Raw genomic sequence first — 13,469 nt, 5'->3', positions numbered from 1 at the left:
TATTGAAAAGAATTGTAAATTATTTTCAGAATATTGTCAAGAATAGTAGCAAGAAAATAAAAAAAGAGGCTGGGACATAACTAGCTTCAATTAGTGAGAAATCCGAATTTGAATGAATTCAAATTCGGATTTCTCTAATTTTTTATGTTGTCTCTAGATAGCTTTTAGCTAATGGCTGTGAATTTTCTTAAATTCACGGCCATTAATGCGAGGCCCATCTCGTTTTCAACCTTCGATTTTCCTCGTACAGAAAATCGGGTGAAACGCAAATTAGCCTTCAAGAATCCAAAAACTGGTTCCACATCAATTTTACGTTGACGATAAAGGGTACTCGTTTTTTCTTCTGAAAGCTTTGCTCTCACATATTCTTTTTGTTGTTCCCACTTCTCATTCACCATTAACTTACGATTATTTCCTTCTTTTGCTTTTGTACATAATGAACGGAGGGGGCATCCGGAACAGTCTTCACATTCATATACCTAAAACTCACGCGCGAAAACATACTTATCCGTTTTCGTGGTACGATATTTAAATACAAGATGTTGTTGGTTTGGGCATGTGTATTCTATCATTTTCTTCATCATAATCCCAGTTCGCTGTATTGAATTCGTTTTGCTTATACTTTTTCTTCTGTTCTTTTACATACAAGTTGTACGTGATTAAGGCTTCTCGCTTACGATTCGAAAGGATATCATCATAATTTTGTTCACTGCCATATCCAGCATCTGCGACGATATGTTTTGGTAGCTTAAAATAATGTTGTCCGATTTCATCTAAAAATGGGATTAATGTACGTGTATCCGTTGGGTTTGGAAAAATGCTCTGTAGGCAAGCGCATACTGACCTTCTGTTGCCACTTGTATGTTATAACCTGCCTTCAATTGACCATTTTTCATATAGTCATCTTTCATACGCATAAATGTCGCATCCGGGTCTGTTTTCGAGTAACTATTTCGTTCGTCAAAGATTTCGAAGTCTCTTTGGTATTTTAGTTTGCGTTCAATATAGTCGACTAATTGTTTGCGGGCTTTCTTTGGAAATTTCCGTTCCGTTCCTAAAGCCTTTCGCTCTGCTACATCTGATGAGTCCTCAATTTTTCGATCATATTCAGAAATCACTTCATCTACTTTATTGACCATTTGAGCGAGGTCTTCCAATGCTAATTCCTTTTCATTTTCCCATTCAATTTCTGGGATGATTTCTTTTTCAAGTAGTTCATCGTATAGCTGGTTTGACTTTTCAATTAGTCCGTTATGATATTTCTCAATCGACTTTTTCCACACGAATGTAAATTTGTTCGCATTTGCTTCAATCTTAGTTCCATCAATAAAAATAGCTTCCTGATCAATTAATTTTTCCTGTACTAGCTGGCAGCGGAATTGAACGAAGCATTGACGAATCAACTCTTTCACCTCTGGTTGAACACGGAATCGATTGATTGTGCGGTAGGTTGGTTCATACCCTTGAGCTAGCCACATCATCCGAAGACTATCTTTTAAAAGAGCCTCAATTTTGCGCCCTGAGAAGACAGATTGCGTGTAGGCACATAAGATAATGTTAAGCATCATGCGTGGATGGTAGGCAGGACAGCCCTCATTTCGAAGGAATGGTTCAAACGCTTTGGACGGGATACTTTCGACTAAATGGTGGACATGGAAGACAATATCATTCTTTTGTAACTTCACTTCTAAATCTAAAGGCAAAACTAATTGATTCATGTTATAATCTTTAAACATAAGGATCCTTCTTTCTGTATAATTTGGTTGTGGTGACTTAATTTTATCAGAAGTGGTCCTTATTTTTTATGAAAAAAATTTAAAGCCGGTGAAATTTTACTGATCGTAAAATTTCACCGGCTTTTTAGTTTAGAGAGGGGTTATGTCCCAGCCTCTTTTTTAATCAGTAGGTAAAACATAACCACTGAAGAAGTAGGGAGTAATGGCAAAGGTCAAACCTTGTCATTACTCCTTTTTTGATTGAATGACTTTTAATATGCATACAAAATTTTATACATTGTTGATTTGACAGCGTTTTTTAATTCAACTTTTTATATTCTCAGCTTTTATTTTTTGTCTTTCTAATTCGACTTTCTCCAGTTCCACTTCTAGTTCCCTATGCTTAATCAAATACTCTTTTTTTATTTGATAAACTTTAATGAAGCTTAAAATCACAATAATAAAAGCAAATATCAACATTAATAATTGCATATTCGAGAAATACAAACAATACACCTCACTTTCTATATATATATTATATAAAGTATACATTAATTCGGTTATTATGTATAATGGAGGAAATAATGCAATTTATTATCCATAAATGTATTATTTTACCAAAAAACAAAAAAGGAGAATTAGGATGAAAAAATTTACCGTTTTTATTTGCAGTTTGATACTTACTTTGATTGTATCTACAGTTTCACCAAGTTTTGTACATGCCAATGAACTAGCAAGTAAAGAAAGTGCTTTAGCCGAATCAGTATTATATAACTTTAATACTAAAAAACTAGAATTTGATGAAGAGGCTGCTAATGAAGTATATAATTTCACAGATGAAGAATTAAATTATTATGAATCTTCTCTAGAATCACTAACTCCTGAAGAAGTTAGTAACAAACTTTTAACATTAGGGATAGACATGGAAAATTATGATGGCAACATAATTTATAAAGAAGATGAAAATGGTGAAATTCAAGAATTTGCCGTTATAGCGTGGCTTGCAGGAATTGGTTTTGTTTCTTTTGTTGGATATTTTTTCTGGGATCGATATCTTACACATAAAGAAAAAATGAATTATATGAATAGATGTTTTGATCAGCACGGAAACCCAATAATTGACTCAAGAGATAGATCTGGTTCAAAAGTACAAACCAATGAAGCAGAAGCTGAAAGAATTGGTGGGTATAATTTTGCATGCGAAAAACCATAAAAAGAAGAAATAACATGTGAGGAAGGTATACAGGAAAGAAACTGGGACATAAGTGTTTCAGCCAACAAAAAAACCGAACTATTCAATGAAACGCTTATGAAGTGTTTCGGAATAGTTCGGTATTTCTATTTACGTGTTTTATTAATTTAGAAATTATTCGACTTTTCGAAGGAACCATTTAGTTATGTCCCAGCTTCGTTAAATTAAATTTTTGAAGTTTAAGCGTTTATTCAATGTATACATAATCGGTGCACCGACCGCTAAGACAACAAATTCACCTGCGGCAACAGTTAACCATGCCCAGAAGAATGGTAATTCTAATGCAATGTTCAATTCAAAAGCAATGATGAACATTGTGCATGTAAATAATAATGTATTAATGACTAAACGTGCCCAAATATTTTTGACAAATTTACAAATAAGAATGAACAACCCAAGGGTAATCATTGAATGGGCTACACCAAAATACAAATCGATAATGCCATTTGGTGAAAATAGATTGGAGATAAATACACCAATAATGATTCCGAAGGTAAAGCGTGGATTAAACGCAACTAGATGATTAAACATTTCTGATATACGGAACTGCACCTCTGTAAAGCCAAATGGGGCGACTAACAATGTAATAGCAATGTAAAGAGCTGCAATTATGCCACTCGTTGTTAAAAATTTTACTTTCATATACATTTCTCCTTAGTTTTTTTGCGTGGGATGGTTACGAACCACGTGAAGCAAATGCAATCATATCAATGTTTATGCTTATTTGTAAATAGCAATGAGTAAAAAAAAACGCAGAAATTCATAGTGCTAAAGGTAATATTTAGCCCTTGTTCGTTGTGCTCATTAGTGGGGATTAGAATTTGGAATCCATAAGAAGAGGGCTTGTACAGTTGCTTCATTACAGATGGAATGAATGAAACTGAACTATAGCTGAGAAGCAACCGTGAACATTAAAAATGGTCATAGTAAAAAGAACTGATCTAAGCAGTTCTTTTAACAAGTGTAGTTTTCAGTAGTTTTTTAAAACACTAAATGCTTGAGCAAATTTTTGGGCGAAGATTAATGGGGGCTCTATTGATTGAAAATGAACGTATAAAATTACTGGATCTGAATATATCCAGTGATTATGGACGGCACTAATAATTAAATTATTTTCTGCAAGTACCTTAACAAATGGTGTTAATTCTTCTTGAAGTACTACAACTTCACCTAAGTTAAGTGCATTTCCATATATATCGAGTGATTCGAACGTTATTCCAGCATGAAGTGCACTACGACTTGGGCGACCTTGAATCGTAACAGTAAGATTTCGATTAAGCTTTACTGAACATACACCATGTTCAATAGAAGCTTTTCCATTGGCAATCTGAGCAAATTTTGTACACATATCTTGAAAGCTTTGCATTTAGACACCTCTGCTTTTTTAAACTTCTATAATGAGGATGCCTTGGTGCGAAAGTAGTAGAGGTCTCTGATTGGGATTTATTCATCTAAAACATTTTTAATTTCTCCTATTTCAAAAATGATATCGTCTAGTTGTTTTTTGAATTCATCTGTATATTCTAGTTCTCCATCTAAATCTTTTGTATATTCCAAGGCATTTAGGGCAAAATCTAGAGCAAATGCAAATAGACTGTCACAAAGATTAGAAATGATTGAGTCAATATCTCCTACATTTGCATTTTGTTTCTCTTGTGAATAAGAAGGTTGATTTAAATCGATTTCTTCATTGTTCATGGTATTCCTCCTTTTTGAAAGCAGCATTAGTCTTATTTGCATCATATGCATTAAGTGTAAAAAAGGAGACTGAATTGTGTAGATCAATCTTGTTAGCAATAAATAAAATGTAACCATTAAGGGAGAAAGTACTCGCAGGTTGATTTTATTCAGCCATCCAAGGTGTTACTCAAACGCACGTATGCTTCCCAGATATCCCGTTACCCTAAAGTAGTTGGTTAGTAGATGTCTTGTAGAAGTAGTAGCGAATAAATATAATAATTTGAAAGCCTGACATTTCTTATGGAGAATGTCAGGTTTTTAAGTTTTGTATATAAATTACTTGAAAAATCAATAGCAGAAAAATAACTTCGCGAAATTTGTCAAAAAAATTTTTGTTATATTAGAAAAAGAAATCGGTTTATAGAAATAGTGTAGTTTAGTGGTTTAAAGTGACAAATTGAGTGAAAAAATAAAATATTTTGTTAAGTTTAATAGTCAGAACATTCATAATGTTATTGACGAACCTATATAATAACGATAATATAGCGATAAGTTCACACTTTGTTTGGATAAAGTGTGATAAATATTAGAGATATATTGGGGGGATTATTTGTGAAAAGCAATTTAAGAAAGCTTTCGTTCCTGTTATTTGGAGTAGTTTTAATGCTTGCTGCTTGTGGTAACAGTGGATCTAGTTCATCAGATTCGAAAGAGAACGACAAGAATAATGCTAGTGAGAGCAGCAATGCAGATGACAAAACATTTAAGATTGGGATTACTCAAATTGTTGAGCATCCATCTTTAAATGCTGCAACTGAAGGTTTCAAAAAAGCAATTGAAGAATCTGGCTTAAAAGTTGAATACGATCCGCAAATAGCGCAAGGAGATAATAGTCTTAACACGACTATTGCAAACAATCTAGTAAGTGCCAACGTAGATTTAATCTTTGCTAACTCTACGCCATCAGCACAAGCGGCGGCGACAGCTACTAGTGATATTCCAATTGTCTTCACTTCTGTAACGGATGCTGTTGGCGCACAGCTCATTGAATCTATGGAGAAGCCAGGGAAAAATGTAACAGGAACGATTGATTTACATCCTGATACTATTTCGAAAACAGTAGCATTCTTAAAGGAACTAGGTGCGAAAAAAGTAGGTATGGTATACAACGCTGGTGAGCAAAACTCAGTAGCACAAGTAAAAGAAGTGAAAAAAGTTATGGCTGAGCAAGGCCTAACAGTAGTTGAGGCATCTGCGGCAACTTCTGCAGAAGTAAAACAAGCTACTGAATCATTAATTGGTAAAGCGGATGCATTCTATATCATTACTGATAATACAGTAGTTTCGGCTCTTGAGTCTGTAATTGATGTAGCAAACTCTAATAAATTACCACTAGTTGTTGGAGAGCTCGACTCTGTAGCACGTGGTGGCTTAGCTGCATATGGTTTTGAATATTATGACATCGGTTATGAGGCGGGGCAAATGGCTGTGAAGATTCTAAAAGGTGAAGCAACACCTGCTGATATTCCAGCACAATACCCACAAAAATTAAAACTATTAATCAATAAAAAAGTAGCGGATGATTTAGGGATCAAAATGAAAGATTCTTGGGGTGCAGAGCTGTTAGAAAAGTAATGACTGACATGATTATCTTATGGAACGAAGCGGGGGAGAACTAAAACTGCCCCCGCTTTATCTACTTTTTAGAATAAAAAATGAAGTCATTATGAGGAAGGATTAGCGCTATATATAGTTACGAGCGAATAGAGTACATTGCATTAATCCCAATTATGGTGGGGTAATCCTTTCTAGTTTCATCTTATTAGAATACTAAAAATTATGGTTCATATTGAAAGTTGATTGGAGTAAGGCTAGGCGACTCCTTAGGAAGTAGCGATAGAGGAACGCAGGCTTATCGAACGCCCCAGAAATCAATTTCAAGTTATGATGTTGAGCGAAATTATATTTATTAAGAAATTATTAGGAGATGATGAACTATGTTTTTAGCAATATTTGGCGCGATGGAGCAAGGGATCATCTATGCAATTATGGCACTTGGTGTGTATTTAACATTCCGTGTGTTAGATTTTCCAGACTTAACGGTTGATGGAAGCTTTGTAACAGGGGCAGCTACAGCAGCGACAATGATTATGCTTGGCTACCACCCTATCTTAGCAACTTTAGTGGCAATTGTTGCTGGATTTATTGCTGGATGTATGACAGGGATTCTTCACACAAAAGGAAAGATTAATCCTCTATTATCGGGGATTTTAATGATGATTGCTTTGTATTCTATTAACCTACGAATTATGGGATCAACTGCAGAAAATACGATAGGTCGTCCGAATATTCCACTATTAAATTCAGAGACTTTATTTTCAAAGTTTCAAGTGTTTTGGAATGATTTGGGGATCGATGCTGCTTTAAATAACCTATTAAAAGGCTTCGGCGTTCAGAAAATACCTTCAACATGGAGTACGATAATCGTAGTTTTAATCATTACGATTTTAATTAAATTCATTGCAGACTGGTTCTTAAAAACAGAGGTTGGATTGGCTATTCGGGCAACCGGTGATAATAAGCGTATGATTCGTAGCTTTTCGGCAAATACAGATACACTTATAATTTTAGGGCTAGGACTTTCTAATGCACTTGTGGCATTTTCTGGAGCTTTAATCGCTCAATATTCAAAGTTCTCAGATGTCAGTATGGGGATTGGGATGATTGTGATTGGTCTTGCATCTGTTATTATCGGTGAAGCAATTTTCGGTACAAAAACGATTATGCGCACAACTTTCGCTGTCATTGCTGGAGCGATCATTTACCGCATTATTTTAGCATTAGCATTACGAGTAGATTTCCTTGATTCAGGAGATATGAAATTAATAACGGCTATCATTGTTATTATAGCGTTAGTTTTACCACAATTTATCAATAAGGGTAAGGAACGAAAACGAAAGGTGAAGCGTGCAGCAGAGAGAACACGCGTAAAGACGGTAGAGCAGGGAGGGAAGCGCCTTGCTTAAATTAAGCGGCATTAATAAGATTTTTAATGAAGGTACGCCTGATGAAAAAATAGCACTCGCAGAAATTAATTTGCATTTGAAGCTAGGGGATTTCGTCACAATTATCGGCAGTAATGGTGCTGGTAAATCGACTATGATGAATATGATTTCTGGCGCGCTAACACCAGACTTTGGCACGGTTTCAATTGATCGGAATGAGGTTACTACATTGCCAGAATATAAGCGTTCTCACTATATCGGTCGAGTATTCCAGGATCCGATGGCTGGTACAGCGCCAACAATGACGATTGAGGAAAATTTGGCATTAGCTTATTCACGGAATAAGAGTAGAGGCATGCGCTTCGGTGTTGATAAAAAGCGTCGTGAATTTTTCAAGGAATCGTTAGAGATGCTGGGTTTAAATCTTGAAAATCGATTGTCTGCAAAAGTTGGCTTACTTTCTGGAGGGGAGCGTCAAGCTTTGTCACTTTTAATGGCAACATTTACGAAGCCTTCGATTTTATTGCTAGACGAGCATACTGCGGCACTTGATCCATCTCGTGCAGAGTTAATCACACGTATTACGAAATATTTAGTTGAGAAAGACAACTTAACGACATTGATGGTCACGCACAATATGCAACAAGCATTAGATTTAGGAAATCGACTGATTATGATGGATAAAGGTCAAATTATTTTAGAGGTCGGCGAGGATCGCAAGCATGAATTAACCATCCCAGATTTGATGGCAGAGTTCGAACGTATCCGCGGAGAGAAAATGAACTCAGACCGTGCGCTACTAGGATAATAAATGATAAAACGCTCATACCTAGGTGTGGGCGTTTTCGATTGTTGTCGATATTTTTTGGAAGTTGGGGGATAAACAATCAAAGTTCTCGATGAATGTGCATTATAATCTAGCTAAAGGAGGTCAACATATGTTACTGAAAAAGCGGGGAGTTTCATCGAAGCAACGCGTGTTAGAAATGATTGAGAGGCGATTACCGAAATCTCACACTAAGTATGATTATTTTCAAGAAATGCTAGGAAGAACTAAGGCTGGCATTGCTGGTGAGCAAAGGGTAGATCGAGAATGGCAGGAAATCTATTTGGAGCATCCGTATTATTTATTGCATGATGTAGAGCTTGAGGCTGAGAGTGCTGGTGGATCGGCACATCAAATGGATACATTATTTATGTCCCAACATTTTGTGCTAATCGTTGAAATCAAAAATATCGTTGGTCATGTAGAATATATGGAAGATAACCATCAATTTATTCGAATTACTTCTGATGGCAGAGTAGATGGCTTTAGAAATCCCTTTGATCAAGTGAAGCGCCATGCTAGATTTTTGCGTCGGCTATTTCAAATGAGTGGTCATCATATACCTATTGAATATATAGTCATTTCTGCAAATCCGAATATGATTATGACGTCCAGTTTGTCCGCACACCCGATAATTCATGTGAGTGGCTTGGCTGAGAAGGTAGAGCAGTTGTTTAAGCAACATCAACAAGTCTATCTAAGTAAAGAAGTTTTAAGAGAATTCTCTGAGCAAATTCTAACGATGCATAAACCGACACAGTGGACGCTAGATATGATTGTGGATGAACTAAAGAAAGGTGTATTATGCTCTAAGTGCGATTATCGATTTGTCATGCACTATCGTCAAGGTAAGTGGCGGTGTGAGAATTGTGGTGGGAGAGATGATCAAGCATTTAATAATGCACTGAAAGATTACCGTCATATGTATGGTGAATTTATATCCAACAGTTTATTTCAAGATTTTTTCGGTATCTCTTGCGCTAAAACGGTATATAAAATATTGAAGTCTTTGCAGCTTCAAGAAGTAGGTGCAAAAAAGGATCGAAAGTATATTATTAAATAGTATATAGTCTATCAACGCGGTCAGATAGACTGTATTTTCTAAAATATTCCGATAAATTAATAAATCATTCCGATAATATCTGAAATTGTTCCGATAAAATACAAAATCATTCCGATAAACCCCTTATCCACACAAAAAAGCCACACTCACGCAAGTAGTGTGACCCTTTATGTTAGACTAGTAAGCCAAATAGTTGAATGTCGTTGTTTACTTCTTTGTATTTGAAGCCGAATTCATCCATGCGAACAAGTAATCCTTCGTAGTCTTCACGATTGCCAAGCTCGATACCAACTAGGGCAGGACCACTTTCTTTGTTGTTTTTCTTTGTATATTCGAAAGTTGTAATGTCATCATTTGGACCTAGCACACTTGTTAGGAATTGGCGAAGTGCGCCTGCGCGTTGTGGGAAACTAACGATGAAGTAGTAGAGTAAGCCTTCGTGAATTAAAGACTTTTCTTTAATCTCCTGCATACGATCGATGTCATTATTACCACCACTAATGATGATAACAACTGATTTCCCTTTAATTTCCTCTTTGTAGGAGTCGAGTGCTGCTACTGATAATGCTCCAGCAGGCTCTGCGATAATAGCGTGTTTATTGTAAAGATTTAAAATCGTTGTACATACTTTTCCTTCAGGTACTAGTACGATATCGTCTAAGTAGCGACGACAAACGTCATATGTGTGGTTACCGACGCACTTTACCGCAGCACCGTCTACAAATTTGTCAATCCAATCAAGTGCCACTGCACCGCCTTCTGCAAAAGCAGCCTTCATACTGCCCGCTCCGGTAGGCTCAACACCGATAATTTTGCTATTAGGGGAAAGGTTTTTCACATAGGCAGAAACACCTGACATTAAGCCACCGCCACCAATACTACCAAACACGTAATCAATCGGTTCTTCCATGTCATTCATAATTTCAACAGCGACCGTTCCTTGTCCAGCAATGACATCGAAATCATCAAATGGGTGAATAAAGATTTTATCGTGTTCATCACAGTAAGCAAATGCGCTTTTTGCAGCATCATCAAAGGTATCACCTGCTAAAATAATTTCTGCATAATCACGACCAAACATACGCACTTGGTCAATTTTTTGCTTAGGTGTTGTTTGAGGCATAAAAATACTTGCCTGAATTTTCAATTGAGCACAAGCGTAGGCCACACCTTGGGCATGATTACCCGCACTCGCGCAAACGACGCCAACTTTACGAGCCTCTTCTTCAATTTTTTTAATCTTATAATAAGCCCCACGAAGTTTAAATGAGCGTACATGCTGTAAATCTTCGCGTTTAAAATAAATATTAGCTCCATATTTCTCGGATAGATAGTCATTTTTTTGTAGCGGCGTGTGCACCACTACGTCTTTTAAGAAATGATGTGCAATCAAGATATTTTCTACCTGCACAGTTCTAGTGTCAGCAGCTTCCATAATATTCATCCTCCGTATACGTATAAAACATTTATCTATGATAGCACATATTATAAGCTTTTTGTCATTAATTTTTAGTAAATTCTAAATTTTCGGTGTCTGTTTTGTCTAGGAAACTACAAAATGCAGAATAATTAAATTTCTACGAGAATTTTTTTGTAAAAATAAAGGATGCATACATTTCCTCATAACAAAAATGGTCAAGCATATAATAGAATACCTTAGGACAAGTAGGAGGGTATATAATTGGAAATCATTCAAGGAATTCTATCTACATACATGCAATTTTTCAATTGGGAAATGTGGAAAGAGATTTTAACTGACCCTGTCTCTTGGGGGTTAATATCAACATTAATTATAATAGAAGGTTTACTTTCAGCAGATAACGCACTTGTATTAGCAGTGCTAGTGAAGCATTTGCCAAACAAACAACGCAAACGGGCATTAATGTACGGTATGTTGGGGGCCTATTTTTTCCGATTTTTATTTATCGGGATAGGTGTTTATTTGGTAGAATTTTGGTTTGTTAAATTGCTAGGAGCCCTGTATTTAGGTTGGCTATGTGTTGCTCATTTCTTACAGATAGGGGAAGCGGATAGTACTAAAGAGATGAAAAAAACAGGGTTATTGGTTCGCCTTTTTGGAACTTTTTGGGCAACGGTTATTTCTGTGGAACTGATGGATATTGCTTTTTCAATTGACGCGATTTTTGCTGCTTTTGCGATATCCAATCAAATTTGGATATTACTAATCGGGGGAATGTTAGGTATTTTAATGATGAGAACTATTGCTGGCTTATTTTTAATCGTTATAGAAAAAATACCAGAATTAGAGGCAACAGCATTTATTATTATTGGGATTATTGCACTGAAAATGCTAGCCAGCGTCATCGGTATTCACGTCCCACATTATATGTTTTTTGTTGTGTTAATTGTTATTTTCTCAATAACTTTCATTATTCATTTTTTAAAAAAGATGAGGGTCGCTTAATATAAAACGGCTCTGTTCTCAATGAAGAAAGAGGACAGAACCGTTTTATTGTTATTTTACATATTGATCAGGATTCACAATATAGAACTTTTCAATATTAAGCCAGCTTTCACTCATTGGCTCGCCGTCATCAACACGTTTTTCTGTTTCTTGCATCATCCAAGCAGTTTGAGATGCATGTGCTTGTAATGCTTTAATTTTATCCATCCTCATTTCACGTATATCGTTGACAACATGTGGCTCTCCATTTTTTTCGATCGTATCATTTGCAAAGGCACAACCTAACACTTGTGGACGTGCAGCTTTTGGCATACGACGAACAGCCTCTACTACGGCACGTGCTGTAGCTTCATGGTCAGGATGCACTGCAAAATCAGGTAAGAACGTAAAGATAAGAGAAGGCATTAGCTCCTCAATTAAATCTTCAACAAGCTTTACCATTTTTTCATCGTCTTCAAATTCAACCGTTTTATCACGGAAACCAAGCATACGTAAATCTTGTATGCCCATAGCCTCTGCTGCTGCAACAAGCTCCTTACGTCGAATTTCTGGCAAAGATTCACGTGTTGCAAAAGGTGGGTTTCCTAAATTACGCCCCATTTCACCTAAAGTTAAACAGGCATATGTAACCGGTGTATTCATTTTCTTTGTATAATAGGCAATTGTTCCAGCAACTGAAAAAGCCTCATCATCTGGGTGAGGGTAAACAATTAAAATATGACGCTGTGGTTGTAAATTCAAAAAGTCGTCCCCCTTAGTAAGTAAATGGCGTTTCGCTAATTTCGAGTGCAATCGCCAATTTACCTGAGTAGTCTAGTCCAGCCATTAATAAACGGCCTAAATCATCTAATTCAAAATGTGTGATGCCTTGAGCATAAACCCAGCCATGTGCCATTTTTAACCCGACACGATGGGGTGAATCATCTACCACTTTAGCAAGTTCATAATTGATTTTTGCATTGCGAATAAAAGCACCTGCATTGAAAAATTTTTCATCATAGTGTGCTGCATAAGAACCGTTTGTCGTCTCAAGATGAATATAAACGTCTTTGTTGGCGAAAGAATTCAATAATTCCTGCAACGTCTTTACTTGTACTTCTTGCATCTTAACACTCCTCTCGATTATTTCTCCTTTAAGTATAGTAAAAATAATTCACAAAGGGAAATTGAATGCCTATGTAACACAACATCATTAATATACTTCACCTCAAATGAATCTCGAAGGCTTGTTTAACGTCTTTCAGTGGGTCCACATATATCAATGAAATAGGGGAACTCAGGATAAGAACTTATCATTCTGTGAAACGCCTGGGTGACCAACACCGTGCTGTGCTGCCGCTCTGTTTTAGTACGCATGAAACGCTGTCGTTAAATTGTGCTTCGCTTTATTGTTGCTGCCTACGCTTTCGCAAAAAAAAACCTCTGAGCTAAAGTTTCCGAACGTATTCGTACCGGGGCATAAATGATTCCATTTTTTAATCTATGGAGATTTTTAAGCAATAC

General features: G+C 36.2%; 12 protein-coding genes, 1 pseudogene, 1 riboswitch and 1 other annotated feature (1 of these 15 running past the window's edge). Of the genes and pseudogenes, 6 read left to right on the top strand and 7 right to left on the bottom strand.

Going from position 1 to position 13,469, the window contains the following annotated elements; genetic code table 11:
* Positions 1-3, bottom strand: a binding site (T-box leader) (it extends 197 nt beyond the left edge of the window).
* 161 nt (positions 4-164) lie between these two features.
* Positions 165-1,736 (bottom strand): annotated as a pseudogene (locus C7Y47_RS14415) (IS1182 family transposase).
* A 622-nt stretch (positions 1,737-2,358) separates the two neighbouring features.
* Between C7Y47_RS14415 and C7Y47_RS14405 the strand changes: the two are divergent.
* Positions 2,359-2,928 carry a hypothetical protein gene (locus tag C7Y47_RS14405; protein ID WP_142509412.1) on the top strand — a complete coding sequence of 190 codons (570 nt, stop codon included), beginning with the start codon at positions 2,359-2,361 and terminating at the stop codon, positions 2,926-2,928.
* A gap of 198 nt (positions 2,929-3,126) precedes the next feature.
* Here C7Y47_RS14405 and C7Y47_RS14400 read toward each other — a convergent pair whose 3' ends face one another.
* The 3 genes from C7Y47_RS14400 to C7Y47_RS14390 all read right to left on the bottom strand — a co-directional run bounded on the left by C7Y47_RS14400 (position 3,127) and on the right by C7Y47_RS14390 (position 4,665).
* Positions 3,127-3,609, bottom strand: a complete 483-nt coding sequence (locus tag C7Y47_RS14400; RefSeq protein WP_142509411.1) for a QueT transporter family protein — start codon at positions 3,607-3,609, stop codon at positions 3,127-3,129.
* 6 nt (positions 3,610-3,615) lie between these two features.
* A riboswitch (PreQ1 riboswitch) is annotated at positions 3,616-3,660 on the bottom strand.
* A gap of 277 nt (positions 3,661-3,937) precedes the next feature.
* A complete protein-coding gene (locus C7Y47_RS14395; RefSeq protein WP_142509410.1) occupies positions 3,938-4,333 on the bottom strand; it encodes a DUF1259 domain-containing protein in 396 nt (131 codons plus the stop codon).
* A gap of 77 nt (positions 4,334-4,410) precedes the next feature.
* The gene (locus tag C7Y47_RS14390) at positions 4,411-4,665 is read right to left on the bottom strand and encodes a hypothetical protein (protein ID WP_142509409.1); all 255 of its coding nucleotides are present in this window, start codon (positions 4,663-4,665) and stop codon (positions 4,411-4,413) included.
* A 594-nt stretch (positions 4,666-5,259) separates the two neighbouring features.
* Here C7Y47_RS14390 and C7Y47_RS14385 point away from each other — a divergent pair.
* The 4 genes from C7Y47_RS14385 (at position 5,260) to C7Y47_RS14370 (ending at position 9,541) form a co-directional block, all read left to right on the top strand.
* Positions 5,260-6,282 (top strand): ABC transporter substrate-binding protein, encoded by a 1,023-nt coding sequence (locus C7Y47_RS14385; RefSeq protein ID WP_142509408.1) that lies wholly within the window; start codon positions 5,260-5,262, stop codon positions 6,280-6,282.
* 362 nt (positions 6,283-6,644) lie between these two features.
* Positions 6,645-7,673: an ABC transporter permease gene (locus tag C7Y47_RS14380; protein WP_142509407.1), complete on the top strand. Its 1,029-nt coding sequence runs from the start codon at positions 6,645-6,647 to the stop codon at positions 7,671-7,673.
* On the top strand, positions 7,666-8,460 hold the full coding sequence (locus C7Y47_RS14375) for an ABC transporter ATP-binding protein (RefSeq protein WP_142509406.1): 795 nt from the start codon (positions 7,666-7,668) through the stop codon (positions 8,458-8,460). The genes C7Y47_RS14380 and C7Y47_RS14375 overlap by 8 nt, the downstream gene beginning before the upstream one ends.
* A gap of 130 nt (positions 8,461-8,590) precedes the next feature.
* Positions 8,591-9,541: a nuclease-related domain-containing protein gene (locus C7Y47_RS14370; protein WP_185903496.1), complete on the top strand. Its 951-nt coding sequence runs from the start codon at positions 8,591-8,593 to the stop codon at positions 9,539-9,541.
* A 172-nt stretch (positions 9,542-9,713) separates the two neighbouring features.
* On the opposite strand, the gene ilvA is transcribed toward C7Y47_RS14370, so the two are convergent.
* On the bottom strand, positions 9,714-10,976 hold the full coding sequence (gene ilvA / locus C7Y47_RS14365; protein WP_142509404.1) for a threonine ammonia-lyase IlvA: 1,263 nt from the start codon (positions 10,974-10,976) through the stop codon (positions 9,714-9,716).
* Between the two features lie 246 nt (positions 10,977-11,222).
* Between ilvA and C7Y47_RS14360 the strand changes: the two genes are divergently transcribed.
* Positions 11,223-11,966: a TerC family protein gene (locus tag C7Y47_RS14360; RefSeq protein WP_142509403.1), complete on the top strand. Its 744-nt coding sequence runs from the start codon at positions 11,223-11,225 to the stop codon at positions 11,964-11,966.
* A 51-nt stretch (positions 11,967-12,017) separates the two neighbouring features.
* Here C7Y47_RS14360 and bshB2 read toward each other — a convergent pair whose 3' ends face one another.
* Positions 12,018-12,707: a bacillithiol biosynthesis deacetylase BshB2 gene (bshB2, locus tag C7Y47_RS14355; protein WP_142509402.1), complete on the bottom strand. Its 690-nt coding sequence runs from the start codon at positions 12,705-12,707 to the stop codon at positions 12,018-12,020.
* Between the two features lie 13 nt (positions 12,708-12,720).
* Positions 12,721-13,071, bottom strand: coding sequence for a YojF family protein (locus C7Y47_RS14350; RefSeq protein WP_049667947.1), 351 nt, complete (start codon positions 13,069-13,071; stop codon positions 12,721-12,723).
* Positions 13,072-13,469 lie beyond the last annotated feature (398 nt).

Source organism: Lysinibacillus sphaericus (genome assembly GCF_006864135.1).
Taxonomy (GTDB): domain Bacteria; phylum Bacillota; class Bacilli; order Bacillales_A; family Planococcaceae; genus Lysinibacillus.
The sequence above is the reverse complement of the archived record's forward strand: the minus strand, read 5'-3'. Positions and strand labels throughout refer to the sequence as shown.

Bases quoted from the DNA above. Each gene is read 5' to 3' on its own strand.
- C7Y47_RS14405 (WP_142509412.1), top strand. From the start codon at position 2,359: ATGAAAAAATTTACCGTTTTTATTTGCAGTTTGATACTTACTTTGATT.
- C7Y47_RS14400 (WP_142509411.1), bottom strand. From the start codon at position 3,609: ATGAAAGTAAAATTTTTAACAACGAGTGGCATAATTGCAGCTCTTTAC.
- C7Y47_RS14395 (WP_142509410.1), bottom strand. From the start codon at position 4,333: ATGCAAAGCTTTCAAGATATGTGTACAAAATTTGCTCAGATTGCCAAT.
- C7Y47_RS14390 (WP_142509409.1), bottom strand. From the start codon at position 4,665: ATGAACAATGAAGAAATCGATTTAAATCAACCTTCTTATTCACAAGAG.
- C7Y47_RS14380 (WP_142509407.1), top strand. From the start codon at position 6,645: ATGTTTTTAGCAATATTTGGCGCGATGGAGCAAGGGATCATCTATGCA.
- C7Y47_RS14370 (WP_185903496.1), top strand. From the start codon at position 8,591: ATGTTACTGAAAAAGCGGGGAGTTTCATCGAAGCAACGCGTGTTAGAA.
- ilvA (WP_142509404.1), bottom strand. From the start codon at position 10,976: ATGGAAGCTGCTGACACTAGAACTGTGCAGGTAGAAAATATCTTGATT.
- C7Y47_RS14350 (WP_049667947.1), bottom strand. From the start codon at position 13,071: ATGCAAGAAGTACAAGTAAAGACGTTGCAGGAATTATTGAATTCTTTC.